General features: G+C 66.9%; 21 protein-coding genes. 14 read left to right on the forward strand and 7 right to left on the reverse strand.

Going from position 1 to position 26,661, the window contains the following annotated elements; genetic code table 11:
• Positions 1–71 precede the first annotated feature (71 nt).
• Positions 72–1,370: an NAD(P)/FAD-dependent oxidoreductase gene (locus C1H66_RS02200; RefSeq protein ID WP_102626281.1), complete on the reverse strand. Its 1,299-nt coding sequence runs from the start codon at positions 1,368–1,370 to the stop codon at positions 72–74.
• Positions 1,371–1,475: 105 nt separating this feature from the next.
• On the opposite strand from C1H66_RS02200, the gene C1H66_RS02205 reads away from it, so the two are divergent.
• The 5 genes from C1H66_RS02205 to trpC all read left to right on the forward strand — a co-directional run bounded on the left by C1H66_RS02205 (position 1,476) and on the right by trpC (position 6,448).
• Positions 1,476–2,141: a phosphoglycolate phosphatase gene (locus tag C1H66_RS02205; protein WP_102626282.1), complete on the forward strand. Its 666-nt coding sequence runs from the start codon at positions 1,476–1,478 to the stop codon at positions 2,139–2,141.
• Between the two features lie 265 nt (positions 2,142–2,406).
• Positions 2,407–3,894, forward strand: a complete 1,488-nt coding sequence (gene trpE, locus C1H66_RS02210) for an anthranilate synthase component I (protein WP_102626300.1) — start codon at positions 2,407–2,409, stop codon at positions 3,892–3,894.
• Positions 3,895–3,978: 84 nt separating this feature from the next.
• Positions 3,979–4,563: an anthranilate synthase component II gene (locus C1H66_RS02215; protein ID WP_102626283.1), complete on the forward strand. Its 585-nt coding sequence runs from the start codon at positions 3,979–3,981 to the stop codon at positions 4,561–4,563.
• Positions 4,564–4,591: 28 nt separating this feature from the next.
• Entirely contained in the window at positions 4,592–5,611 is a 1,020-nt protein-coding gene (gene trpD / locus C1H66_RS02220; protein WP_102626284.1) for an anthranilate phosphoribosyltransferase, read from the forward strand.
• A 36-nt stretch (positions 5,612–5,647) separates the two neighbouring features.
• Complete coding sequence (trpC, locus tag C1H66_RS02225; RefSeq protein ID WP_102626301.1) at positions 5,648–6,448, forward strand: indole-3-glycerol phosphate synthase TrpC; 801 nt, start codon at positions 5,648–5,650, stop codon at positions 6,446–6,448.
• A 69-nt stretch (positions 6,449–6,517) separates the two neighbouring features.
• Here trpC and C1H66_RS23495 read toward each other — a convergent pair whose 3' ends face one another.
• Positions 6,518–6,571, reverse strand: coding sequence for a hypothetical protein (locus C1H66_RS23495; RefSeq protein ID WP_370741192.1), 54 nt, complete (start codon positions 6,569–6,571; stop codon positions 6,518–6,520).
• A 217-nt stretch (positions 6,572–6,788) separates the two neighbouring features.
• Entirely contained in the window at positions 6,789–10,052 is a 3,264-nt protein-coding gene (locus C1H66_RS02235) for an FAD-binding and (Fe-S)-binding domain-containing protein (RefSeq protein ID WP_102626285.1), read from the reverse strand.
• Between the two features lie 358 nt (positions 10,053–10,410).
• Between C1H66_RS02235 and serS the strand changes: the two genes are divergently transcribed.
• Entirely contained in the window at positions 10,411–11,688 is a 1,278-nt protein-coding gene (serS, locus tag C1H66_RS02240) for a serine--tRNA ligase (RefSeq protein ID WP_102626286.1), read from the forward strand.
• A gap of 100 nt (positions 11,689–11,788) precedes the next feature.
• Here serS and C1H66_RS02245 read toward each other — a convergent pair whose 3' ends face one another.
• The gene (locus C1H66_RS02245; protein WP_102626287.1) at positions 11,789–12,565 is read right to left on the reverse strand and encodes an SIMPL domain-containing protein; all 777 of its coding nucleotides are present in this window, start codon (positions 12,563–12,565) and stop codon (positions 11,789–11,791) included.
• 197 nt (positions 12,566–12,762) lie between these two features.
• Here C1H66_RS02245 and C1H66_RS02250 point away from each other — a divergent pair, with 197 nt between their 5' ends.
• Positions 12,763–13,869 (forward strand): AI-2E family transporter, encoded by a 1,107-nt coding sequence (locus C1H66_RS02250; protein ID WP_102626288.1) that lies wholly within the window; start codon positions 12,763–12,765, stop codon positions 13,867–13,869.
• 63 nt (positions 13,870–13,932) lie between these two features.
• Here the strand turns inward: C1H66_RS02250 and trxA are convergent, their stop codons facing one another.
• Positions 13,933–14,256, reverse strand: a complete 324-nt coding sequence (gene trxA, locus C1H66_RS02255) for a thioredoxin (protein WP_102626289.1) — start codon at positions 14,254–14,256, stop codon at positions 13,933–13,935.
• A 260-nt stretch (positions 14,257–14,516) separates the two neighbouring features.
• Between trxA and cysB the strand changes: the two genes are divergently transcribed.
• Positions 14,517–15,488: an HTH-type transcriptional regulator CysB gene (gene cysB / locus C1H66_RS02260; protein WP_102626290.1), complete on the forward strand. Its 972-nt coding sequence runs from the start codon at positions 14,517–14,519 to the stop codon at positions 15,486–15,488.
• Positions 15,489–15,494: 6 nt separating this feature from the next.
• Here cysB and C1H66_RS02265 read toward each other — a convergent pair whose 3' ends face one another.
• Positions 15,495–16,115 carry a phosphoadenosine phosphosulfate reductase domain-containing protein gene (locus C1H66_RS02265; protein WP_102626291.1) on the reverse strand — a complete coding sequence of 207 codons (621 nt, stop codon included), beginning with the start codon at positions 16,113–16,115 and terminating at the stop codon, positions 15,495–15,497.
• 114 nt (positions 16,116–16,229) lie between these two features.
• Positions 16,230–17,597 (reverse strand): aminodeoxychorismate synthase component I, encoded by a 1,368-nt coding sequence (gene pabB, locus C1H66_RS02270; RefSeq protein ID WP_102626292.1) that lies wholly within the window; start codon positions 17,595–17,597, stop codon positions 16,230–16,232.
• Between the two features lie 237 nt (positions 17,598–17,834).
• On the opposite strand from pabB, the gene C1H66_RS02275 reads away from it, so the two are divergent.
• From C1H66_RS02275 to prpD, 6 genes are all read left to right on the forward strand, one after another.
• Positions 17,835–18,545 carry a GntR family transcriptional regulator gene (locus C1H66_RS02275; RefSeq protein WP_102626293.1) on the forward strand — a complete coding sequence of 237 codons (711 nt, stop codon included), beginning with the start codon at positions 17,835–17,837 and terminating at the stop codon, positions 18,543–18,545.
• Positions 18,546–18,577: 32 nt separating this feature from the next.
• Complete coding sequence (prpB, locus tag C1H66_RS02280; RefSeq protein WP_102626294.1) at positions 18,578–19,462, forward strand: methylisocitrate lyase; 885 nt, start codon at positions 18,578–18,580, stop codon at positions 19,460–19,462.
• A gap of 114 nt (positions 19,463–19,576) precedes the next feature.
• Positions 19,577–20,704, forward strand: coding sequence for a bifunctional 2-methylcitrate synthase/citrate synthase (gene prpC, locus C1H66_RS02285; RefSeq protein WP_102626295.1), 1,128 nt, complete (start codon positions 19,577–19,579; stop codon positions 20,702–20,704).
• Positions 20,705–20,885: 181 nt separating this feature from the next.
• Positions 20,886–23,504 (forward strand): Fe/S-dependent 2-methylisocitrate dehydratase AcnD, encoded by a 2,619-nt coding sequence (gene acnD / locus C1H66_RS02290; RefSeq protein WP_102626296.1) that lies wholly within the window; start codon positions 20,886–20,888, stop codon positions 23,502–23,504.
• Positions 23,501–24,688 carry a 2-methylaconitate cis-trans isomerase PrpF gene (prpF, locus tag C1H66_RS02295; RefSeq protein WP_102626297.1) on the forward strand — a complete coding sequence of 396 codons (1,188 nt, stop codon included), beginning with the start codon at positions 23,501–23,503 and terminating at the stop codon, positions 24,686–24,688. Before acnD ends, prpF begins: the two co-directional genes overlap by 4 nt.
• 124 nt (positions 24,689–24,812) lie before the next feature.
• Positions 24,813–26,297 carry a 2-methylcitrate dehydratase gene (gene prpD, locus C1H66_RS02300; protein WP_102626298.1) on the forward strand — a complete coding sequence of 495 codons (1,485 nt, stop codon included), beginning with the start codon at positions 24,813–24,815 and terminating at the stop codon, positions 26,295–26,297.
• The last annotated feature ends 364 nt before the right edge of the window (positions 26,298–26,661 follow it).

Below are 26,661 nucleotides of genomic sequence, written 5' to 3' on the forward strand. Positions count from 1 at the left end.
GCCCTCGAACGCCGAGTTGCCGGGCCCGCGGCCGCCGATTCGTGGCGGCCCCGGGCGCTGGCGGCGGTGGTTCAGTGCAGCTTCATGCGTGGCTTGAGGAAGCGGTTGAGCCCATCCACCACCACCATCAGGGCGGTCTTCAGGCTGCCGTGAATGGCGCGCTGGTGCATGCGGTAGAGTGAGGAGTAGAAGAACTTGGCGAGGTGCCCCTCGATGAACAGGCTGCGTGCCGAGGCGCCGCGCATCAGGCTGCCGATGGCATCGAAGTGAGCCAGCGAGATCAGCGAGCCGCGGTCCCGGAACACGAACGGCTTGAGCGGCTTGCCGTCGAGCCGTGCCAACAGGTTGCGATACAGCCGGTTGGCCTGCTGGTGGGCGGCCTGGGCGCGGGGCGGGACCGTCGCATCGCCCGCCTGGGGGCAGCTGGCACAGTCGCCGAAGGCGAAGATATGCGGGTCGTCGACGCTCTGCAGGGTGGCGTCGACCTTGAGGCGATGGTTGTGTTCCGTCGCCAGGCCCAGCTCCGAGAGAAAGGCCGGTGCCTTGATGCCGGCGGCCCAGACGCTCAGGTCGGTCTCGATCCGTTCACCGCTGGCGGTGACGATGGCGGAGGGGTCGACCTCGGTGACCCGTGTCGCCACGTGCACCCGGACGCCGAGGCGCTCCAGCTCGGCATGCACCGCCCGACTGATGCGGTCGGGCAGGGCCGGCAGGATGTCCGGGGCCGCCTCGATCAGGTGCACCTCGAGTTGCTCGCTCTCGAGGGGGGTGAACCCATAGCTGTTGAGCATCTGGGAGGCGTCGTAGAGCTCGGCGGCGAGCTCCACGCCGGTGGCGCCGGCGCCGACGATCCCCACTGCCATCCGCGGGTTCCGATGCTGCTGCGGAGCGTTGTAACGCAGGAAGACATTGAGCATGTCGCGGCGAAAGGCCTCGGCCTGGTGAGGGCTGTCCAGGAAGTGGCAGTGTTCGGCGACGCCCGGGGTGCCGAAGTCGTTACTGACGCTGCCGATTGCGATCACCAGCTCGTCGTAGGGCAGGGTCCGCGAGGGCAGCACCTCGACGCCGTCGTCGTCGAGGATCGGCGCCAGGGTCAGGGTACGTGCCTCCCGGTCCAGGCCGCACAGGGTACCGCGCTGGAACTGGTAGCCATGGGCCCGGGCGTGCCCCTGATAGGCGATCTCGTCCAGCCCGGAATCCAGGGCGCCGGTGGCGACTTCGTGCAGTAGCGGCTTCCAGATATGGGTCGAGTTGCGGTCCACCAGCACGATCTCGGCCTTGCCCCGCCTGCCGAGCCTGCGGCCGAGCCGGGTGACCAGCTCCAGGCCCCCGGCGCCACCGCCGACGACCACGATTCTTGGTACGCTCATGAGTGAGTTCCTGGGAATAAAGGGGATACCAGCATAAGCCGGTCCGCATTCCCTGCCCATGGGTAATCCGGCACAATGGGGACTTTCCTTCCGCGGAGGATTCCCATGCACCCACTCCTCGACGGCATCCGGGTGGTGGCCTTCGATCTCGACGGTACCCTGATCGACTCCGTGCCCGACCTGGCCGTGGCGGTGGATGCCGCCCTGGTCGACCTCGGCCTCGCGCCGGCCGGTGAGGTCAGGGTGCGGGCCTGGGTCGGCAACGGCTCGCTCAAGCTGATGGAACGCGCCCTGGCCGATGCCCTGGGCAGCACGCCGACGTCAGATTGGCTGGAACGTGGCCACCAGGGCTTTCTCGGGCACTACGGCCGTGATCCCGCCTCGCGTACCCGGCTCTATCCCGGGGCGCGCGAGGCGCTGGATGGCCTGCGGGCACGCGGATTGCCGCTGGCTCTGGTGACCAACAAGCCCTTCGCCTTCATTGCCCCGATCCTCGAGGGCTTCGGCCTGGAGAAACACTTCGGGCTGTGTCTCGGCGGTGACAGCCTGCCGGAGAAGAAGCCCTCCCCGGTCCCCTTGCTGCACGTGGCGAGCCACTTCCAGGTGGTGCCGGAGGCCTGCCTGATGGTGGGGGATTCGCGCCACGACATCGCGGCGGGCCGGCGCGCGGGCTTTCGTGTCCTGGCGGTGCCCTACGGCTACAATCACGGCGAGCCGGTGCGCGACTGCGGCCCGGATGCGGTGGTTGAATCGCTGGCGGAACTCGTTTAGGGTAACTTTGGCTGTCGCTATGAGCGCTGCCTGGTCAATATGTTTTCGCTATCATAACTTCCCACGCGGGAAACGCTTCGATGGACGGCCGCATGACGCTGGATGACCTCGCCTCTCGTGGTGGTGACCCCCTGGTCGCCGCCTGCCCGACTGCGCCGCACGCCGTGCCCGGCGGCTGGCGATGGTGACGCTCCACAGCTGAGCGGGCTTCCGCTCGCCTCCGTCACCACCATCGCCAACTTCCATCATCGAGGATCCGGGCATGATGACCCCCGAACGTTTCCGTGAGCTGGCGACCGCCGGCTACAACCGCATTCCGGTCACCCGCGAGGTGCTGGCCGATCTCGACACGCCCCTGTCCACCTACCTGAAGCTCGCCGACGAGCCCTGGACCTTCCTGCTGGAGTCCGTGCAGGGCGGCGAGAAGTGGGGGCGCTACTCGATCATCGGGCTGCCGTGCCGCGAGCGCATCGAGGTGCGCGGTTTCTCCGTCAGTCACGTCGTCGACGGCGAGCGGCAGGGCGCCACCGAGGTCGAGGATCCGCTGGCCTGGATCGAGCAGTTCCAGTCGCGCTTCAAGGTGCCGCGACTCGACGATCAGCCGCGTTTCGACGGTGGCCTGGTGGGCTACTTCGGCTACGACACCATCCGCTATATCGAACCGCGCCTGCGCGGCGTGCAGAAACCCGACCCCATCGGCGTGCCGGACATCCTGCTGATGGTCTGCAACGACCTGGTGGTGTTCGACAACCTGTCGGGCCGGCTGACCCTCTGGACCCACGCCGACCCGGCCGACCCGGACGCCTACGAGCGCGCTCGCGCCCACCTCGAGCAGCTCGAGGTGCGCCTGCGCAGTGCCACCCTCAATACCATCAGCCCCGGCACCGGGGGCGCCGCGGTGGAAGAAGGCCACTTCACCTCTGGCTTCACCGAGGCGGGCTTCAAGGCCGCGGTGGAGAAGATCAAGGAGTACGTGCTGGCCGGCGACGTGATGCAGTGCGTGCCCTCCCAGCGCATGTCGATCCCCTACCGGGCCTCGCCGCTGGACCTCTACCGGGCGCTGCGCAGCCTCAATCCATCGCCCTACATGTTCTTCCTCAACCTCGACGACCACCAGGTGGTGGGGTCCTCGCCGGAGATCCTCACCCGCCTGGAGGATGGCGAAGTCACCGTGCGGCCGATCGCCGGCACCCGGGTGAGGGGCAGGACGGAAGACGAGGACCGGGCCCTGGAGGCCGACCTGCTGGGCGATCCCAAGGAGCGCGCCGAACACCTGATGCTGATCGACCTGGGCCGCAACGATGTGGGGCGCATCAGCGAGACGGGGTCGGTGGAGGTCACCGACCGGATGGTGGTGGAGCGCTACTCCCACGTCATGCACATCGTCTCCAATGTCACCGGCCGGTTGAGGCCGGGGCTGACCGCGATGGACGTGCTGCGGGCGACCTTCCCGGCGGGCACGCTCTCCGGTGCGCCCAAGATCCGCGCGATGGAGATCATCGACGAACTGGAGCCGGTCAAACGCGGTATCTACTCCGGTGCCGTGGGCTATCTCTCCTGGCACGGCAACATGGATACCGCCATCGCCATCCGCACCGCGGTGATCAAGGATGGCGAGCTACACGTCCAGGCCGGCGCCGGGATCGTGGCCGATTCACAGCCCGAGCTGGAGTGGCAGGAGACCCTCAACAAGGGACGTGCCCTGTTCCGCGCCGTGGCCATGGCCGAGCGTGGCCTCGACAACCTCGAGTAGCGATGGTCCCGATACCCCTCGTGCTCGAGTGATCCCCTGATTTCCATCGCCTGGCGTTGCCGGGCGAGCGCCGGAGAGCGATCCATGTCCGTGCTGATGATCGACAATTACGACAGTTTCACCTTCAATGTGGTGCAGTACCTGGGCGAACTGGGGGCCGACGTGGTCACCCACCGCAACGATGCCATCACCCTCGAGGAGATCGAGGCGCTCGCGCCCAGCCACCTGGTGATCTCGCCGGGGCCCTGTACCCCCAACGAGGCCGGCATCTCCATGGCGGCGATCCGCCACTTCGCCGGGAGGCTTCCCATCCTCGGCGTGTGCCTCGGCCATCAGGCGATCGGCCAGGTCTATGGCGGCAGGGTGGTGCGGGCCCCCCAGGTGATGCATGGCAAGACCTCGAGGATTCGCCATCGTGGCGAGGGCGTGTTCGCGGGGCTGGAGGACCCGCTCGAGGTGACCCGCTACCACTCCCTGGTGGTGGAGCGGCAGAGCCTGCCGGCCTGCCTCGAGGTCACCGCCTGGACCGACGACGACGACGTCACCCCGGGGCTGATCATGGGGTTGCGCCACCGTGAGCTGGATGTCGAGGGGGTGCAGTTCCACCCCGAGTCGATCCTGACCCGCCAGGGGCACGAGCTGCTGGCCAACTTCCTGAGACGCCGCTGAGCCGCGCAAGCGAGAGGAGAATCGTCCCATGCAGATGCGAGAGGCCATCGCCGCGGTGATGCGCCGCGAGAGCCTGAGTTTCGATGACACCCATGCGGTGATGCGCCAGATCATGACCGGCGAGGCCAGCGACGCCCAGATCGCCGCCTTTCTGATGGGCATGGCGATGAAGGGCGAGAGCGTCGAGGAGATCAGCGCCGCCGCCCAGGTGATGCGCGAATTGATGAACCCGGTCAGGGTCACGGCCGAGAACGTGGTCGACATCGTCGGCACCGGCGGCGACGGCGCCAACCTGTTCAATGTCTCCACCGCCTCGAGTTTCGTGGCCGCCGCCGGCGGCGCCCATGTGGCCAAGCATGGCAACCGGGGCGTGTCGTCGTCGTCCGGCAGCGCCGACCTGTTCGCGGTGGCCGGCATTCACCTGGACCTGGACGCCGAGCAGGTGGGGCGCTGCATCGAGCAGGTGGGCGTCGGCTTCATGTTCGCCCCCAACCACCACCCGGCGATGCGCTTCGCGGTGGCGCCGCGTCGCGAAATGGGGGTGCGCACCCTGTTCAACATCCTCGGTCCCTTGACCAATCCGGCGGGCGCGCCCAATCAGGTGCTCGGCGTCTATGCCGCCGAGCTGGTGCCGCTGATGGCCGAGGTGCTCAAGACCCTGGGCAGCCGCCATGTCATGGTGGTGCATGCCGAGGATGGCCTCGACGAGATCTCGTTGGCCGCCCCGACCCGGGTCGCCGAGCTGAAGGACGGCGCGATCCGCGAGTACACCATCGCGCCCGAAGACGTGGGCATCGCGCGTCAGCCACTGGATGCACTCAAGGTACTCAGCGCCGAGGACAGCCTGCGGCTGGTGCGTGAGGCCCTGGTGGGGGACGGGGCGGCGGCGGATATCGTCGCGCTCAACGCCGGGGCGGCGCTCTACTGTGCCGGCGTCGCCGACAACTTCAAGGAGGGCGTGGCGATGGCCCAGGATGCCCAGGCCTCGAAACTGCCGCTGGAGAAGATGAAGGAACTCGCCGACTTCACCCGCGTGCTCACTCCCTGAGTGCGCGCTCCGTTTCTCGATCACCAGGACACCGACATGAGTGCTGCCATCCCAACCATTCTCACCCGTATCCTGGCCCGCAAGGACGAGGAGGTCGCCGAGCGCCGTCGCGCGGTATCCGAGCAGGAACTGCTGGTCCTGGCCCGGAAGCAGGGTGCCCCGCGAGGTTTCATCTCGGCGCTGGATCGCTGTATCGCCGAGGGTGACCCGGCGGTGATCGCCGAGATCAAGAAGGCCTCGCCCTCCAAGGGGGTGATACGCGAGGATTTCCACCCGGCCGAGATCGCCGAGCGCTTCGCCGCCGGCGGTGCCGCCTGCCTTTCGGTGCTCACCGATGCCGACTTCTTCCAGGGCCACGAGGACTTCCTGGTCGAGGTGCGCGACGCCTGCTCGCTGCCGGTGATCCGCAAGGACTTCATCATCCACGGCTATCAGGTGAGCGAGGCGCGAGCCATCGGCGCCGACTGCATCCTGCTGATCGCCGCCGCTCTGGACGACGCCCGCATGCGGGACCTCCATCGCCAGGCCGTGGAGCTCGGCATGGACGTGCTGGTGGAGGTGCACGACGCCCTGGAGCTCGACCGGGCATTGAAGCTCGACCTCTCCCTGGTGGGCATCAACAATCGCGACCTGCACACCTTCGATACCCGGCTCGAGACCACCCTGGAGCTGCTGCCGCGCATCCCCGCCGGCGTCACCGTGGTCACCGAGTCGGGCATCCACACCCAGGCCGACGTGCTGCGCATGCGCGAACACGACGTCAACGCCTTCCTGGTGGGGGAGGCCTGCATGCGCGAGGACGACCCCGGCGAGGCGCTGCGGCGGCTGTTCTTCTAGGCGCTACGCCTGCGCTCGCGATATCGACGACGGCAGCCCAAGGGCTGCCCGCTGTCGTGTGGGCATCGTTCAGCGGTGGAAGAGCCAGAGGATGGCCGAGACCAGCAGGCTCAGCAGGATCATGGTGGTGATGGGGAAGTAGAAGAAGACGTTCTCGTGGGGATGACGATGTCGCCAGGGGGCTGACCGAGCGGCAGCCTGGAGAGCCAGGCCAGAGCAGGCCGATGGCGACGATCAGCAGGCCGATCAGGATCAGGGGGCGTTCCATGGGATCGCCTCCTGAGTTGGGGCAAGGCGCCCATCGGTGGTTTGCCACCGGTGGGCGCTTTGCTTTGTTGGCTCAGCCGCGGCGCTTGAGTTCCGTGAGCAGCGCCTGCAGCGGGTGGGGGAGCGCGGCGTCGGAGAGCCGCTTGACCTGGCTGCGGCAGGAGTAGCCGGTGGCCAGCAGGCGCCCGGCGTTGGTCTCGTCTTCCACCACCGTCTGCCAGGAGAGGCCATAGATGGCACGGGAGGTGGCGCGGTTGCGGGCCTCATGGCCGTAGGTGCCGGACATGCCGCAGCAGCCGGTAGCGACCAGCTCGAGGTCGAGGCCGAAGGCGGCGAACACCTGCTGCCAGGCCTTGGGGCTGCCCGGGGCGTTGGTGGCCTCGGTGCAGTGGGAGAGCAGCCGGTAGCCGGGGTCGGTCGCCTCGGCCCCGTCTCCAGGGACCAGGCGAGAGGCCAGGGTGTGTGACTGCGCGACCAGCCACTCCTGGAGCATCAGAACCTCGGGCACGGCGTCCTCGCCCAGTGCCTTCACATACTCCTGGCGGTAGGTCAGGGTCATGGCCGGGTCGATGCCCACCAGGGGCACGCCGAACTCGGCCAGCGTGCGCAGCCGCCGGGCCTGCTTCTCGGCGGTGCGCTCGAAGGCGCCGAGGAAGCCCTGGACGTTGAGCGGCTTGCCGTTGGGGGCGAAGGGCGCCACGAACACCCGCACGTCGAGGCGGCTGAGCAGCTCGACGATGTCCATCACCAGCCGGGCCTCGAAGTAGCTGGTGAAGGCGTCCTGGACGATCACCACGCTGCGGGCCTTCTGGGCCTCGGTGAGCAGGCCGAGCGAGGTGGGGGTCGCCTCGGCGACGCCCCAGGCACGCAGCTGTTTCGCCAGGCTCGCCCGGGACAGGCGCGGACTGTCGACCATGCCGATGGGGCCGGCCAGCAGGCGGTCCACCAGGCGATTGCCGAGCAGGCCATTGTAGAGCGGCGCGATGCGCGACAGCGTCGGCACCATGAACTCCAGGCCGCCGATCAGGTAGTCGCGCAGCGGGCGCAGGTAGCGGCCATGGTAGACCTCGAGGAACTGGGAGCGCGCCTCGGGGATATTGACCTTGACCGGGCACTGACCGGCGCAGGACTTGCAGGCCAGGCACCCGGCCATGGCGTCGTACACGTCATGGGAGAAGTCGGCCTCCTTGCGTCGCCTGAGGGTATTGAGGGTGCGCGCCGGCAAGTGCTTGATGAAGCCCCAGGCGCCCTCGGCCTGCTTCTTCCTCGACTCCTCGACCAGGTCGGTGCCGGCGGCGCCCTGCAGGCGCAGCCACTCGCGCACCAGGCTGGCGCGGCCCTTGGGCGAGTGCACGCGCTCGCGGGTGGCCTTCCAGGAGGGGCACATGGCGTCATCGGGGTCGTAGTTGTAGCAGGCGCCGTTGCCGTTGCAGTAGACGGCGGCGGCGTGGGCCTGCCAGACCCTCTCGTCGATCTGGCGGTCGAACTGGCCGCGGGTGGGCACGCCGTCGATGGTCAGCAGGCCCGGGTCGACCAGCCTTGCCGGCGCTTCCGTGGCGGCGGCACCGGTAGCGCCCGCGGCGTCGGGCGGGGTATCAAGCGCCTTTCCCGCGGCGTCGGGCGGGATAGAGAGCGGCGTGGCGATCTTGCCGGGGTTCAACTGGTTGTGGGGGTCGAAGGCGGCCTTGACCCGCTGCAGGCTGGGGTAGAGTTCGCCGAAGAAGCGGGGCGCGTACTCCGAGCGCACGCCCTTGCCGTGCTCGCCCCACAGCAGGCCGTGGTACTTGTGGGTGAGCGTGGCCACCTCGTCGGAGACCTCGCGGATCAGCCGCTCCTGCGCCGGGTCCTTCATGTCGATGGCCGGGCGCACGTGGAGCACCCCGGCGTCAACGTGGCCGAACATGCCGTAGGCGAGGCCGCGGGCATCCAGGGCGGCGCGGAACTCGCCGATGAAGTCTGCCAGGTGCTCCGGCGGCACCGCGGTGTCCTCGACGAAGGGAATGGGACGCTTCTCGCCCTGGACGTTGCCGAGCAGGCCCACGGCGCGCTTGCGCATGGCGTAGACGCGCTGGATGGCATCGCGTCCCTCGGCCAGGGTGTAGCCCAGGCGCTCGACGCTCGCGTCCGCCTCCAGGTGGCGGCAGAAGGCCGCGACCCGTTCGGCCAGCCGCGCGGGGTCGTCGTCGTTGAACTCGACCAGGTTGATGCCGCGGATCGCCGCCGCCTGGCGAGTGGCCGTGGCGGTGTCACCGCCCTGGCCGGATGGGGCGGGCTCGCTGGCTGGAAAAAACTCGGCGACGCTGTCCCAGACGAAGTCCTCCATGGCCAGCATCAGTACGGTGTCGTCCACCGTCTCGATGGAGGTGGGCCTGGCACCAGGCGCCTGCGGCTGGTCTGGTGAGGAGCCCATCAGCGCCTTGGCGTCGCGCAGGGCGTCCATGAAGCCGGCGTAGCGCACGTTGACCAGCGTCGAGTGCCTGGGGATCGGCAGCACGTTGAGCACCGCCTCGTTGAGCAGGCCCAGCGAGCCTTCGGAGCCGCACAGCAGGCTGTTCATATCGAGGCAACCTTCCGCGTCCCTCAAGTGCGCCAGGTCATAGCCGGTCAGGCAGCGGTTGAGCGGCGGGAACTTGGCGCGGATCAGCTCGCCCTGGGTGTCGATGAGCTCCCGGGCGGTACGATAGGCACGGCCGGTGACATCGTCGCGCGCGCAGAGCGTCGCGAGGTCGGCGTCCTCCACCGGGCGGCTGACCAGGCGCTCGCCGCCGAGCAGCACGCTGTCGAGCTCGAGCACGTGGTCGCGGGTTTTGCCGTATTCGCAACTGCCCTGGCCGCTGGCATCGGTGGAGATCATGCCGCCGATCGTCGCGCGGTTGGAGGTGGAGAGCTCCGGGGCGAAGAACAGCCCGTGCGGCTTCAAGGCGGCGTTGAGCTGGTCCTTGACCACCCCGGCCTGGACCCGCACCCGGCGGTTCTCGACGTCGATCTCGAGGATCCGGTTCATGTGTCGGGAGACGTCCACCACCAGGCCGTCGGTGAGCGACTGGCCGTTGGTGCCGGTACCGCCGCCGCGCGGGGTGAGTACCACCCGGCGGTGTTCCACCTGGCCGGCGAGGTGCGCGATGCGCTCGAGATCGGCGGCGTTCTTCGGGTAGAGCACCGCCTGGGGCAGGCGCTGGTAGATGGAGTTGTCGGTGGCGAGTACCGTGCGGTTGGCGTAGTCGGGAGCGATCTCCCCCTCGAAGCCGGCGGCCGAGAGGGCCGCGAGGAAGCGCCGATAGGGGGCCTCCTGGGTCGCGTGGATGGGCTCGCCGGTGGTGTCCAGTCTTGCGATCATGATGGTCGTATTCTGTTGTGATGCCGCCGCGGCGTGGCCGGACGGTGGGAGGGAATGGCCCTACTCTACCGCGAGAGGGCGGTGGCGCGCATCCCGCGGTCGGTGGCGCGTGGCGCAGCGAGGGCCTTTTGCCTACAATGGACGGCCTGATTTTTTGACTTCCCTTGGGCAATCACGGTTAGCCATGGTGGAAGCGCCGGGGACAGGCCGGAGAGGAGGTCATTTGCCATGGATGGCAAATGTAGCGCCCAGGGATGGGTTCACAGCGCCTCCTCGCAGGCCTGTCCGTGGCGCAACCTGAGCGACAAGGCCGGCTGCATTGCCCTGTGACTTCACCGACTGCAACGGACCGGATTCCATGCTCGATCCCAAACTGCTGCGCAGCGACCTCGACACGGTCGCCCAACGACTGGCCACGCGGGGCTTCACTCTCGATACCGAGCGGCTCGCGACGCTGGAGGCCCGGCGTCGCGAGCTGCAGGCCGAGACCGAGTCCCTGCAGAACGAGCGTAACACCCGTTCCAAGGCGATCGGCAAGGCCAAGGCCCAGGGCGAGGACATCCAGCCGCTGCTCGATGAGGTGTCCGATCTGGGCGAGCGCCTGGACACCGCCAAGGTGCGTCTGGTCGAGGTGCAGGAGGAGTGGGACGGCCTGGTCAGCGGCATCCCCAACCTGCCCCACGAGAGCGTGCCGGAGGGCGAGAGCGAGGAGGAGAACCTCGAGCTGCACCGCTGGGGCACGCCGAGCGCCTTCGACTTCGAGGTCCGCGACCATGTGGACCTGGGCGCCAAGTTGGGGCAGTTGGACTTCGACCTGGCGGCCAAGCTGACCGGGGCGCGCTTCGCGGTGATGCGCAGCCAGATCGCCCGGCTGCATCGGGCACTGACCCAGTTCATGCTCGACAAGCAGACCCTCGAGCACGGCTACGAGGAGTGCTATGTCCCCTACATGGTCAACAGCGACTCGCTCTTCGGGACCGGGCAGTTGCCCAAGTTCGGCGAGGACCTGTTCCGCCTGGACGACGAGCGCGGCTACCATCTGATCCCCACCGCCGAGGTACCGCTGACCAACTTCGCCCGGGACGAGATCCTCGACTTCAAGGCGCTACCGGTGAAGCTCACCGCCCATACGCCGTGCTTCCGCAGCGAGGCGGGCTCCCACGGCCGTGATACCCGCGGCATGATTCGCCAGCACCAGTTCGACAAGGTGGAGATGGTGCAGCTGGTCGAGCCCGAGCGCAGCTACGAGGCGCTGGAGGAGATGCGCGGCCACGCCGAGGCGATCCTCCAGGCGCTGGAGCTGCCGTACCGCGTCGTGACCCTGTGCACCGGCGACATGGGGTTCGGTGCCGCCAAGACCTACGACCTGGAGGTGTGGTTGCCGAGCCAGTCCACCTACCGCGAGATCTCCTCGGTGTCCAACTGCGAGGACTTCCAGGCGCGGCGCATGCAGGCGCGCTTCCGCCATCCCGAGCAGAAGAAGCCGCAACTGCTGCATACCCTCAACGGCTCCGGCCTGGCGGTGGGGCGCTGCCTGATCGCGGTGATGGAGAACCACCAGAACGCCGACGGTTCCATCACCGTGCCCGAGGCGCTGCGGCCTTATATGGGCGGGATCGATACCATTAACGCTTGAGGCGTTAATGGTCGCTGTAAGCTTGAAGATCAACAACCCCCATCCGGTATTGTCCGATGGGGGTTGTGCTTGTTTGGCTTGAGAATGCTGCGGTTCCAGCTTACGGCTGTGGTTCGATCTCCCAGCTGACGCCGACCCCTGCCTCGATGGTGATGGTGCCGGGACGGTACTCGGCCTGTGGCGCGCTCTCCCGGGCATCGGCGCTCATGGCCATCATGCGCGGGGCGTAGACCGGGGGGCGAGTCTCGGCGATGCCGGTCACCGCGCCCAGCGACACGCCGAGGGTCTCGGCCATCAGCTCGGCCTTGTGACGGGCCCTCTCGAGTGCCTTGACCAGCGCCTCGTCGGTGGCGGCGTCACGGTCGGCGAGGTCGTAGGTCACGCCATCCAGCGCATCGACGCCGGCCTCGGTCAGGGCATCGAGCAGCAACGGCAGGCGTTCCAGGTCCTCGACCTCGACCTGGAAGGGACGCTCGAGGCGGGTGCGCACCAGCATCTCGCGCTCGTCGTCGCCGCGCCTCTCGCCGGGCAGGTATTCGGGCTGCACGTTCAGGGAGCCGGCGCCGATCGCCTCGCGCTCCAGGCCGGCCTCTTCCAGGGTGCGGATCAGGGTGGCCGCGCGGGTCTCCAGGCGGTCGCGGGCCTCGCGCAGGGCATCGGGGTCGTTGGCGGTGTCGTCTCGCTGGGCGATGGCCGGCGTGCGTTCCCAGAGGCGCGCGCTGAGGGTGGCACGATCGGGTATCACGTCCAGCTGGGCCTCGGCCTGGACATCGAGCCGCGAGCGGGGCTCCTCGGCCAGCGTGGTGGTGGCGATCAGTGACGTGGCGACGAGCACGGCCCCCAGCAGCAGCTGCCGGGGTGACGGAGAGAGCGACATGGAAGCCTCCTTGCGACGGGTAGTGGAAGCGGCGGCATGATACCGCGCCCTGCTTCGAGCGCAGACCTCGGTCGTGGTTCCGCGGTCGGGGCAGCATCCATCGAATCTGCACCTTGTTCCATGGGGATTTCAAACGGTTTGTACCCGCGCCCGGCAGGCGGCATCATGGGTATTCACTGGCTGGTAGGGACCCCGGCATGCGCCTTCCCGACGACGAGTCCTTCCGGACCGTCCCCCTCAACCTCATCCTGGCCCTGGCCGCCCTGGTGATCATCATCGCCGGCATGAAGGCGGGGTCGGACCTGATCGTGCCGCTGTTGCTGGCGCTGTTCATCGCGGTGGTCTGCACGGCACCGGTGCAGTGGCTCCATCGTCTGGGGCTCAGCCTGCGGCTGGCGGTCTGGCTCACCCTGCTGGTGATCGGGGTGTTCCTGTCCCTGCTGGGGCTGCTGGTCGTGAACAGCTTCGGCACCTTCGTCGAGGCCCTGCCGGGCATCGAGACGCGGCTCTACGCATACTACCTGAGCCTCCTCGACAGGCTCGCCACCATGGGGCTCGCCATCGACCCTGAGCGCCTGGCCAGGCTGCTGGAGATCGAGGACGATGGCGCTTGGGTGACGGCGCTGCTCGGTGAGCTGGGCAACCTGCTGGTGCAGAGCGTGGTGGTGGCACTGCTGGTGGTGTTCATGCTGTTCGAGACGCTCAATTTTCGCGCCAAGGTCTCGCGGGCGCTGGCCAATCCGGCGCCGAGCCTGCGCCGTTTCGGCGAGTTCAGCCTGACGCTCAAGCGCTACCTGGCCGTCAAGACGATGATCAGCCTGGTGACGGGGGTGCTGGTCTGGTTGGCCTGTGTGCTGGTGGGCGTGGATTTTCCCTTGCTGTGGGCCGTGCTCGCCTTTGCCCTCAACTTCATTCCCAATATCGGTTCGGCGATCGCCGCCGTTCCGCCGGTCCTGCTGATGCTGGTTGCCCAGGATGGCGGGCTGTGGTCGGCGATGCTGCTGGCCTCGGCCTATCTGGTGATCAACTTCGTGCTCGGCAACCTGGTGGAGCCGCGGGTCATGGGGCGAGCGCTGGGGCTGTCGACCTTCGTGGCCTTTCTCTCACTGGTGGTGTGGGGCTGGGTGTTCGGGGCAGTGGGGATGCTGCTCTCGGTGGTGCTGACCATGACGCTCAAGATCGCCCTCGACAGTCACCCCGATACTCGCTGGATCGCCCATCTGCTGGGTCCCGGTGAACGCTTCGTCGCCGATGATATCGAGGAGGCCGACCAGCCGCCCTCCCGGCGTGACGACACGGGATGAGCCCAGAACGGCCTCGCCCCGGCCGGAGCCGGGGCGAGCCATCTGTGTTCCCGCGGTAGCCGATCAGGCGTTCTGGTCGATGAACTGTACCAGCTGCGACTTGGACTGGGCGCCGACCAGGGACGCCACCTTGCTGCCCGACTTGAACAGCATCACGGTGGGTACGCCACGCACTCCCTGTTCGGCGGCGATCTCCGGAGCATCGTCCACATTGATGCTGACGACCTTGAGGTTGCCGGTACGCTCTCCGGCGACCTCGTCGACCACCGGTGCCATCACCTTGCAGGGACCACACCAGGGGGCCCAGAACTTCAGCAGGACCGGTGTCTCGGCCTTGAGGACTTCCTGCTCGAAATTGGCATTGGTGACATCGACGTTGTTGGCCATGTGATTCTCCAGTTACGTTGCGCTGCATCGAGCGGATCGGGGTGACACGCCTGGGGCGTGTCCGGTCGGCTGATGTTAGCGGCCGACCGGGTTGCTGGCAAATGGAAGCCCACTCGGCGGACCATCGCGCCCGACTATCATGAGTCGCGAGGAGGGCCGATTCGGGCGGTTTTCTTTTATGCTATATAGTGATTACATGATGCCGCTTTAATCGCTATCGTGTATCGAGTCGTCGGGCGGCAGAGGGAGCCGAGTCCACCATGAAACTTCAGCAGCTGCGCTATATCTGGGAAGTCACGCGTCACAATCTCAACGTGTCGGCGACGGCCCAGAGCCTCTTTACCTCGCAGCCGGGGATTTCCAAGCAGATCCGCCTGCTGGAGGACGAGCTCGGGGTGGAGATCTTCGCCCGCAGCGGCAAGCACCTCACCCGGGTCACGCCGGCGGGACAGGCGATCATCGAACTGGCCGGCCGGGTGCTGCGCCTGACCGAGAACATCAAGGAAGTGGCCCAGGAGCACAGCGACGAACGCCGCGGCAGCCTGTCGATCGCCACCACCCACACCCAGGCACGCTATGCGCTGCCTCCGGTGATCCGCGATTTCACCCGCAAGTACCCGGACGTGGCCCTGCACATGCAGCAGGGCACGCCCAAGCAGATCGCCCAGATGGTCAGCGACGGCCAGGCCGATTTCGCCATCGCCACCGAGTCGCTGGAACTCTTCAATGACCTGGTGCTGCTGCCCTGCTATCGCTGGAATCGCTGCGTGCTGGTCCCCAGGGATCACCCCCTCGCCCAGCTCGAGTCCCTGACTCTCGAGGCACTGGCCGCCCATCCGCTGGTCACCTACGTGTTCGGCTTCACCGGCCGCTCCCAGCTCGACGACGCCTTCAGGGCCCATGGTCTGTCTCCCAACGTGGTGCTGACGGCCGCCGACGCCGACGTGATCAAGACCTATGTGCGTCTGGGCATGGGAGTGGGAATCGTCGCCCACATGGCGGTGGATCCGGAACAGGATACCGATCTGGTGGCGCTCGATGCCGGGCACCTGTTCGAGAGCTCGACCACCAAGATCGGCATCCGTCGCGGCACCTTCATGCGCAGCTACATGTACGACTTCCTCCAGCGCTTCGCTTCGCACCTGGACCGTGACCTGGTCGATGCCGCCATGACGGCGGGGCCTCGTCATGAACAGGGGCTGTTCGAGGGAATCGCGCTACCGGTGCGCTGACCCGGCTCAGTGCTGCAGGTGCAGGCCGCACTCCCGCTTCTCCTCGACCTTGGTGGGGTCGAAGTAGTCGAAGTTGTTGGGCAGGTCGTGGGCCTGCAGGTACTGGTACATGTCCCGGGCGCTCCAGTGCAGCAGCGGTGAGACCTTCAGCAAGCCATTGGCATTGCGGCTGACAGGGGCCATGCGCGCGCGCTCCGGCGTGTCCTCGGCGCGCAGCGCCGTGAACCAGACGTCCGGGGCCATTTCCTGCAGCGCCCGCTCGAAGGGCTCGAGCTTCACTTCCCGGGTAAAGGCCTCGTGGCGAGGGTCCTCGATGCCCGGCATCGCTCCCTCCACGGCTTCCCGGTGGGCCCGTGAGCGGCGCGGCAGATAGGTGATCAGGTTGAGGTCGAGCCGCTGGACCAGTTCGTCGGCGAAGCGGTAGGTGGCCTCGGTGTTGTAGCCGTTGTCCATCCACACCACCGGGATGTCCGGCCGCTGGCGCGTGACCATGTGCAGGATGACCGCCTCGAAAGGGCGGAAATTGGTCGTGCAGATGGGGCGTTCGCCTTGTTCCAGGGCCCAGCGGATCAGGGCGTCGGGGTCATTGCCAAGGTCACGGTTGATAGCGTCGAGTGATGATGCCATGGGGGGCTCCGGGTCGTTGACGGCAGTTGGCCTTACCCTACCAAAGCCGGCGCAGCGTCCCCCAATACCGTTTCATTGGATGGATATATCCAAACTGAAGAAAAAAGCCACCACTTATTCCATATCGTGCTGAGTGTCGGTGGCCGTCAGGGCGTCCATCAGATGGCGGATCTTGTCCAGGGTCTCGGCGTACTCGTCCTCGCCTCTGGAGTCGGCCACCAGGCCGCCACCGCCCCAGAGGTGCAGCCGGCCGCGATCGGCCACCGCGGTGCGGATGGCAATGGAGGTATCCATGCGGCCGCGCACGTCCACGTAGCCGAGACTGCCGCAATAGGCGCTGCGCCGGCAGGGCTCGAGCTCGTCGATGATCTGCATGGCCCGTACCTTGGGCGCGCCGGTGATGGAGCCGCCGGGAAAGGCTGCCTCCAGCAGGTCCAGGGGACGACGCCCCGCGTCCAGCTCCCCGGTGACCACGCTGACCAGATGGTGGACGTTGGCGTAGCTCTCGAGTCCGCAGAGTTGCGGCACCCGGACGCTGCCCGGGCGGCAGACCCGGCCCAGGTCGTTGCGTAGCAGGTCGACGATCATCACGTTTTCGGCGCGGTCCTTGAGGCTCGCCTCGAGGTCCAGGGCGAGGCGCCGGTCCTCTTCGGGAGTGTCGCCGCGGGGGCGGGTGCCCTTGATCGGGCGCGCCTCGATCTGGTCGCCGAGGCAGCGCAGGAAGCGCTCGGGCGAAAGCGACAGGATCGCCTTGTCGTGCCAGGCCAGGTAGCCGGCGAAGGGCGTCGGCGTGGCCTCGCGCAGTCGCAGGTAGGCGGCCCACAGGTCGCCTGCGAACGGGGCGCTGAAGCGCTGGGCCAGGTTGATCTGGTAGCAGTCGCCGGCACGGATATAGTGCTGCACGGCGTCGAAGCGCTGCAGGTAACCCTCTCGATCCATCTCGCCGGCGAAGGGGGCGGTCAGGCGGAAGTCGCCCGGCGGCATGGGCGCCTCATCCAGCCAGGCGACCACCTGCCGACGCCGTTCGGGGGTGGCCACCAGCCAGGTCTCCCGGCGCACCTGATCCTGGATCAGTGCCCAGTCATACAGGCCGACGCGACTCGAGGGGAGGTCGACCACCCGCCGTGCCCGGCCGGTGATCGGCTCCAGCTGGCTCGCCAGGTCGTAGCTCCAGTAACCGATCAGGCCGCCGAGAAACGGCAGGTCGCTGTCGGGCACCGTAGCCGACAGGCGATCGAGCAGCACCTGCTGGGCGGCAAAGGGCGAGAGGCCGACGAGCGCCGGATCACCGTGCACCTCGCCCTCGGCATCGATCTCGAGCAGACTTACCGGGTCGCTGCTGAGGATGTCGTAGCGTCCTCCCGGGGCGGCGGGGCGCCCACTGTCGAGCAGCACGGCACCGGGGCGGTTGCGCAGTGCTGCGAAGTAGCCCAACGGATCCTCGCGGTGGGGCAGGGGGGTGATCTCGAGTCGTGGTGTCATCAACGTGCCTTCCCTGAACAGGCGCCTCATTCTAGGCATCATGGCTCGGTTTGTCCCTCCCGTTGGCCCTCGAGCAAGGACGCCACGTCAACGAGCCGGCCAGGATTGTCGACATCGCTCGTCTGGCGGGGTGAGTTGTCTACAACCAAAGGTGTAGTCGGTCGCGTATTATCCACGGTTGACCGTCTGGCGGTCAGTGATTAAAGTGGTTTCACCACTTGATTGTCGACAATTGCCATGAACTCAATCGTACCGGAACAGGCTACCCCCGAGGTCCGCACCCTGGCCGAGCGGGTCTTCCAGCAGCTGCAGGACGCCATCGTCAGGGGGGAACTGGCGCCAGGCAGCAAGATCACCGAGCCCGGGCTGTCGAAGGCCTACGGCATCTCCCGGGGGCCGCTGCGCGAGGCGATGCGTCGCCTCGAGGCGCACCGCCTGATCGAGAGGGTGCCCCATGTGGGGGCGCGGGTCGTCAAGCTGTCGATGAGGGAGCTGCTGGAGCTGTTCGACCTGCGGGAGGCGCTGGAGAGCATGGCCGCCCGCCTGGCCGCCGAACACATGACCAGTGAGGAGGTCGCCGGGTTGCGCGAGGTGCTCGCGCTGCACGAGCGGCAGAGCGATCTCAAGCGTGGCGAGGCCTACTATCAGCGCGAGGGCGACCTGGATTTCCACTTCCGCATCGTCCAGGGCAGTCACAACCGCATGCTGATGACGCTGCTCTGTGACGACCTCTATTACCTGGTCAGGCTCTATCGCACCCAGTTCAGCGCCAGCGGCTCGCGACCCCAGCGCGCCTTCGTCGAGCACCATCGTATCGTCGATGCCATCGAGGCCGGTGATGCCGAACTGGCCGAACTGCTGATGCGCCGACACGTCAGTGCCTCGCGGGCCAATGTCGCCGACCGCTATGCCGCCATTCTGGCACAGGAAGCCGAGACGACCCCCTGAGGCCGGTCCGGCTACACATGAGGAGAGATCGCATGACGCAACAGACACCGGGGGCTCGCTTCCGCGCCGCCCTCGACGCCAGTCGGCCGCTGCCCATCGTCGGCACCATCAACGCCTACACCGCCATGATGGCCGAACGCGTCGGGCATCGGGCCATCTACCTGTCCGGTGGTGGCGTGGCCAATGCCTCGTTCGGCCTGCCGGATCTCGGCATGACCACCATGAACGACGTGGTCGAGGATGCCCATCGCATCACCGGTGCCACCGAGCTGCCGCTGCTGGTGGACATCGACACCGGCTGGGGCGGCGCCTTCAATATCGCTCGCACCGTCAAGGAGATGCAGCGTGCCGGGGTGGCGGCGGTGCACCTCGAGGACCAGGTCGCCCAGAAGCGCTGCGGTCACCGCCCCAACAAGGCGATCGTCTCCCAGGCCGAGATGGTCGATCGCATCAAGGCCGCAGTCGATGCCCGCATCGATCCGGACTTCACCCTGATCGCCCGCACCGATGCCTTCCAGAAGGAGGGGCTGGACGCTGCCATCGAGCGTGCCAACGCCTGCATCGAGGCCGGTGCCGATGCCATCTTCGCCGAGGCGGTGCACACCCTCGATGACTACCGCGCCTTCTGCGAGCGGGTCGATGCCCCGATCCTGGCCAACATCACCGAGTTCGGCGCCACGCCGCTGTTCAGCCAGCAGGAGCTGGGTGAGGTGGGCTGTCGCATGGTGCTCTACCCGCTGTCGGCCTTCCGCGCCATGAACGCGGCGGCGCTCAAGGTGTACCAGAGCATCCACGACAAGGGGCACCAGAAGGAGGTGGTCGAGCTGATGCAGACCCGCGATGAGCTCTACGACTTCCTCAACTACCACGATTTCGAGCGCAAGCTCGATGCCCTCTTCGAGGAAGGCACCGACTGAAGGGTGCCGAGGCAGGTGGGACGAGGCGCAAGCCGGATGCTGTGGCCGACGCCCGACAATAACGACACGACAAGCACGCATACGACAGCCACGTGCAAGACGAGGAGACGCAACATGGCAGATCAACCCGTCAGTAGTACCGGCCTGCGCGGCCAGAGTGCCGGCAGCACGGCGTTGTGCACCGTCGGCAAGACCGGCTCTGGCCTGACCTATCGCGGTTACGACATCGCGGAGCTGGCCGAGAAGGCCAAGTTCGAGGAAGTGGCCTACCTGCTGCTCAAGGGCAAGCTGCCCAACCAGGCCGAGCTCGCCGCCTACATCACCAGGCTCAAGGGCCTGCGCGGCCTGCCCCAGGCGCTGAAGGCCGTGCTCGAGCAGATTCCGGCCTCCGCCCATCCCATGGACGTGATGCGTACCGGTGCCTCCATGCTCGGTAACCTGGAGACCGAGCAGAGCTTCGACGAGCAGCAGGACGTCTCCGACCGCCTGGTGGCGGTGCTGCCGTCGATCATCTGCTACTGGTACCGCTACTCCCATGACGGCGTGCGCATCGAGACCGAGACCGACGACGAATCGGTGGGCGCCCACTTCCTGCACCTGCTGCACGGCGAGGCTCCCAGCGAGCTGCACGCCCGGGTGATGAACGTCTCGCTGATCCTCTATGCCGAGCACGAGTTCAACGCCTCGACCTTCACCGCACGCGTCTGCGCCTCGACCCTCTCCGACCTGCACTCCTGCGTGACCGGTGCCATCGGCTCGCTGCGCGGCCCGCTGCACGGCGGCGCCAACGAGGCGGCCATGGAGATGATCGAGAACTGGACCTCCCCGGACGAGGCCGAGCGCAAGATCCTGGGCATGCTCGAGCGCAAGGAAAAGATCATGGGCTTCGGCCACGCGATCTACCGCGAGTCCGACCCGCGCAACGCCATCATCAAGGAGTGGTCGAAGCGGCTCGCCGAGGACGTGGGCGACAGTGTGCTCTACCCGGTCTCCGAGCGCGTCGAGGCAGTCATGTGGCGCGAGAAGAATCTGTTCTGCAACGCCGACTTCTTCCACGCCAGCGCCTACCACTTCATGGACATCCCCACCAAGCTGTTCACGCCGATCTTCGTCTGTTCGCGTGTCACCGGCTGGTGCGCCCATGTCTTCGAGCAGCGCGAGAACAACCGCATCATTCGTCCGAGTGCGGACTATGTCGGCCCCGAGAAGAGCGTTTGGGTGCCGATCGAGGAGCGTGACTGACGTGTCCGCCTATGCCCGGTGAAGGCGGGGCCGGGGACAAGGCGAAGCGAGGGTCCTACGCCATGGATGGCGTCGGTAGCGCCCAGGGATGGGTTCACAGCGCCCTCGCGGAGGCTTGTCGCCGGCCAGCCAGCCGCTGCTGTCACCTCTCTTTATGTCCATGACCCGATGGTGCCACGCCATGAATACCGACTATCGCAAACCGCTTCCCGGCACTGACCTGGACTACTTCGACGCACGCGCCGCCGTCGAGGCGATCAAGCCCGGTGCCTACGACACGCTGCCCTACACCTCCCGGGTGCTGGCGGAGAACCTGGTGCGCCGCTGCGACCCCTCGATGCTGACGGATTCGCTGAAGCAGCTGATCGAGCGCAAGCGCGATCTGGATTTTCCCTGGTATCCGGCCCGGGTGGTGTGCCATGACATCCTCGGCCAGACGGCGCTCGTTGACCTGGCCGGCCTGCGCGATGCCATCGCCGCCAAGGGTGGCGACCCGGCCAAGGTCAACCCGGTGGTGCCGACCCAACTGATCGTCGACCACTCCCTGGCCGTGGAGCATGCCGGTTTCGAGCAGGACGCCTTCGAGAAGAACCGCGCCATCGAGGATCGTCGCAACGACGACCGTTTCCACTTCATCGACTGGACCAAGACCGCGTTCGAGAACGTCGACGTGATTCCCCCGGGCAATGGCATCATGCACCAGATCAACCTGGAGAAGATGTCGCCGGTGGTGCAGGTACGCCCCGATGCGAAGGGAAAACGCGTAGCCTTCGTCGATACCTGTGTCGGTACCGACAGCCACACGCCGATGGTCGATGCCCTGGGGGTGATCTCGGTGGGGGTCGGCGGCCTCGAAGCCGAGAGCGTGATGCTCGGCCGCGCCTCCTGGATGCGCCTGCCCGACATCATCGGCGTCGAGCTGACCGGCAAGCTGCAGCCGGGCATCACCAGCACCGACATGGTGTTGGCGCTGACCGAGTTCCTGCGCCGCGAGCGGGTGGTGGGGGCCTACCTGGAGTTCTTCGGCGAGGGCGCCGCGAGGCTGACCGTCGGCGACCGCGCCACCATCTCCAACATGACGCCGGAATACGGGGCCACCGCGGCGATGTTCTACATCGACGAGCAGACCATCGACTACCTCAAGCTGACCGGTCGCGACGACGACCAGGTGGCGCTGGTGGAGCGTTTCGCCAGGGAGACCGGCCTGTGGGCCGATCGCCTGGCGAACGCCGGGTACGAGCGCGTGCTGACCTTCGACCTGTCCAGCGTGCCGCGCACCCTGGCCGGCCCCTCCAACCCCCATGCCCTGTTGCCGACCTCCGAGCTGGCCTCGCGCGGCATCAGCGGCAAGGTGGAAAACGAGGCAGGCAAAATGCCCGATGGCGCGGTGATCATCGCCGCCATCACCAGCTGCACCAACACCAGCAACCCGCGCAACATGGTGGCGGCCGGGTTGATCGCCCGCAACGCCAACCGGCTGGGCCTGACCCGCAAGCCCTGGGTGAAGACCTCGTTGGCGCCGGGTTCCAAGACCGTGAAGATGTACCTGGAAGAGGCCGACCTGCTGCCCGAGCTGGAGTCGCTGGGCTTCGGCGTGGTGGCGTTCGCCTGCACCACCTGCAACGGCATGAGTGGCGCCCTGGATCCGGCGCTCCAGCAGGAGATCATCGACCGTGATCTCTACGCCACCGCGGTGCTGTCCGGCAATCGCAACTTCGACGGGCGGATTCACCCTTACGCCAAGCAGGCCTTCCTGGCCTCGCCGCCGCTGGTGGTGGCCTATGCGATTGCCGGCACCATCCGCTTCGACATCGAGAAGGACGTGCTGGGCCATGACCCGGCCGGCAATCCCGTCACCCTGATGGACATCTGGCCCAGCGACGAGGAGATCGACGCCATCGTCAAGGCGAGCGTGAAGCCCGAACAGTTCCGGGAGACCTATATCCCGATGTTCGATGTGGACAAGGGCGTACATGCCCAGGTGAGCCCGCTCTACGAGTGGCGCCCGCAGAGCACCTACATTCGTCGGCCTCCCTACTGGGAAGGGGCCCTCGCCAGGGAGCGTACCCTGCGGGGCATGCGTCCGCTGGCGGTGCTCGGTGACAACATCACCACCGATCACCTGTCGCCGTCCAATGCCATCATGGCGAACAGCGCCGCGGGGGAGTACCTGGCGAAGATGGGCCTGCCGGAGGAGGACTTCAATTCCTACGCTACCCACCGCGGCGATCACCTGACGGCCCAGCGGGCCACCTTCGCCAACCCCAAGCTGCTCAACGAGATGGTGCGGGATGATACCGGCACGGTGAAGCAGGGCTCGCTGGCGCGTATCGAGCCGGAAGGCCAGGTGACTCGCATGTGGGAGGCCATCGAGGCCTACATGCAGCGCAAACAACCGCTGATCATCGTCGCCGGCGCCGATTATGGTCAGGGCTCGTCCCGCGACTGGGCCGCCAAGGGCGTACGCCTGGCCGGCGTGGAAGCGATCGTCGTCGAGGGCTTCGAGCGCATCCATCGCACCAACCTGATCGGCATGGGCGTGCTGCCGCTGCAGTTCGAGGCCGGCACCACCCGCAAGACGCTGGCTATCGACGGCACCGAGACCTTCGATGTGGTGGGCGAGCCGAGGCCCCGTGCCACCCTGACACTGGTAATCAACCGCAGGAACGGCGAGCGCGTGGAGGTGCCGGTGACCTGCCGTCTGGATACCCAGGAAGAGGTGTCGATCTATGCGGCGGGCGGTGTGCTGCAGCGCTTCGCCCAAGACTTCCTCGAGTCCGAGGAGGCGGTCAACCCATGAGCCAGGTTCCCCAGATCAGGATCCCTGCCACTTATATGCGTGGGGGGACCAGCAAGGGCGTGTTCTTCCGGCTGCAGGATCTGCCCGAGGCGGCCCGGGTGCCCGGTGAGGCGCGGGACAGACTGCTGATGCGGGTGATCGGCAGTCCCGACCCGTATCAGAAACAGATCGATGGCATGGGGGGCGCCACCTCCAGCACCAGCAAGACGGTGATCCTGTCGAAGAGCGAGCGCTCCGACCACGACGTCGATTACCTGTTCGGCCAGGTTGCCATCGACAAGCCCTTCGTCGACTGGAGCGGCAACTGCGGGAACCTTTCCGCTGCCGTGGGGCCCTTCGCCATCAGCAACGGCCTGGTGGATCCCGAGCGAATTCCGGAGAACGGCGTGGCCGTCGTGCGCATCTGGCAGGCCAATATCGGCAAGACCATCGTCTCCCGGGTGCCCATGATCGACGGTCAGGTGCAGGAGACCGGCGACTTCGAACTCGATGGTGTCACCTTCCCCGCCGCCGAGGTGCCGGTGGAGTTCATGGAGCCGGCCGACGGGGAGGGGGCGATGTTTCCCACCGGTAAGCTGGTCGACGACCTCGAGGTGCCGGGGGTGGGGACCCTCAGGGCCACCTTGATCAATGCGGGCATCCCGACCATCTTCGTCAATGCCGAGGAGATCGGCTACACCGGAACCGAGCTGCAGGAGGCGATCAACGGCGACGACAGGGCGCTGGCGATGTTCGAGACCATCCGCGCCCATGGCGCGGTGCGCATGGGCCTGATCCAGCACGCCGATGAAGCGGCGAGTCGTCAACACACCCCCAAGGTGGCCTTCGTCGCCAGTCCGGCGGATTACGTCGCCTCCAGCGGCAAGTCGATCGAGGCCGCCGACGTGGATCTGCTGGTGCGTGCGCTCTCCATGGGCAAGCTGCATCATGCCATGATGGGCACCGCCGCCGTGGCCATCGGCACCGCCGCGGCGGTGCCCGGTACCCTGGTCAACCTCGCCGCCGGAGGCGGCGAGCGCACCACCGTGCACTTCGGCCATCCGTCCGGTACGTTGCGGGTCGGCGCCGAAGCCGTGGAGGTGAACGGCGAGTGGACAGCGACAAGGGCGGTCATGAGCCGCAGCGCCAGAGTGCTGATGGAAGGCTGGGTCCGTGTACCCGGTGATGTCGTCCCGCTGGCGTGAGCGACCGAATCGCCCCTGGCTACCCGGACACTCCATAACGATACTCCTGTCAGGGGAAGGGCGTGCCCGGGTACCTGACAAGTGGCCGAGCCTTTTCGTATGCAGCGAAAGAGGAGGCAAGACGATGAGTGCCACCGTCGAAAGCAACATCCGTCCGGACTACGATGTCGAATTGCAGAAGATCGCCGACTACGTCCTGAACTTCCGGATCGCGAGCGGCGAGGCCCTGGATACCGCCCGCAACTGCCTGATGGACACCCTGGGCTGTGGTTTGCTGGCGTTGCGCTTTCCGGAATGCACCAAGCACCTGGGGCCGCTCGTCGAAGGCACGGTGGTTCCCCATGGTGCCCGCGTGCCCGGTACCTCCTTCCGTCTCGATCCGGTCAAGGCGGCCTGGGACATCGGCACGATCATCCGCTGGCTCGATTACAATGACACCTGGCTGGCCGCCGAGTGGGGCCACCCTTCCGACAATCTGGGTGGCATCCTGGCCGTGGCCGACCACCTGTCCCAGAAGCGAGTCGCCGAGGGTGAGGCGCCGCTGCGGATGCGCCAGGTGCTCGAGGCCATGATCATGGCCCACGAGATCCAGGGCGTGCTGGCGCTGGACAACTCCTTCAATCGTGTCGGCCTCGACCACGTGGTGCTGGTCAAGGTGGCGTCCACGGCGGTGGCTGCCAGGATGATGGGTGCCGACCGTGAGCAGGTGCTCTCGGCCCTGTCCCACGCCTGGGTCGACGGCCAGAGCCTGCGCACCTATCGTCATGCCCCGAACGCCGGCTCCCGCAAGAGCTGGGCGGCGGGGGATGCGACATCGCGGGGGGTCCGGTTGGCCGATATCGCCATGCGCGGCGAAATGGGCATCCCCGGTGCGCTCACCGCGTCGCAGTGGGGCTTCTACGACGTGCTGTTCAGCCACACCAACAAGGACCTGGCGACCAAGCCGGAAGCAGAGCGCCGGTTCTCCTTCCAGCGCGACTTCGGCACCTACGTGATGGAGAACGTGCTGTTCAAGATATCCTTTCCGGCCGAGTTCCACTCACAGACCGCCTGTGAAGCCGCCGTCACCCTGCATCCTCGGGTCAGGGATCGCCTGGGCGAGATCGCCAGGATCGTACTGACCACCCACGACTCGGCGATCCGCATCATCTCCAAGTCCGGCAAGCTGGCGAACCCCGCCGATCGCGACCACTGCCTCCAGTACATGACCGCCGTGCCGCTGATCTTCGGCAACCTGGTGGCCGAGCACTACGAGGATGAGTTCCATGCCGCCAACCCGCTCATCGACGAGCTGCGCGAGAAGATGGAGGTGGTCGAGGATGAGCGCTACTCCCGTGACTACCACGACCCCGAGAAGCGCTCCATCGCCAATGCCATCCAGATATTCTTCAAGGACGGCAGTGCCACCGACAAGGTCGAGGTCGAATACCCGATCGGACACCGTCGTCGCCGCGCCGAGGGCATCCCGGTGCTGGAAGAGAAATTCAGGCGTAATCTGGCCACTCGCTTCGCCTCCGGCCGCTGTGCGCAGATCCTGGAGCTGTGCAAGGATCAGGCGCGCCTGGAGAGCACCCCGGTCCACAGGTTCGTCGATCTGTTCGTGATGTGACCCGGTCCAGGGGATCGTCATGAGTGGCCTCGGCGAGGTGTCTCGCCAGCACGGCGATCAGGCCAGGGAGAAACTTGACGCGAGTCATGGCAGAGAGGCGAGGAGTGGGCTACCTTTTTTAGATGCAGGGGGTTGCGCATGCCCTGTGAAATCCGTAAAGTACGCATCCGCTGCCGGCGACGGGCAACGTTGCAGGCGGTGATGAGTGACAGAAGTGATTGTTCTGGAAGCATAAATCTTGACAGTCACGGCGGATTCGCTAGAATGCGCCTCACTCGATCGGCGGCCACCAAGCGGTGGTAGAGGCGGTCAATCGGTGAGTCTCTGGGCTCACGCAGCGGTCGACAGATCGCGGTTGACAGGC

This window comes from Halomonas heilongjiangensis (assembly GCF_002879645.1).
Classification (GTDB): domain Bacteria; phylum Pseudomonadota; class Gammaproteobacteria; order Pseudomonadales; family Halomonadaceae; genus Halomonas; species Halomonas heilongjiangensis.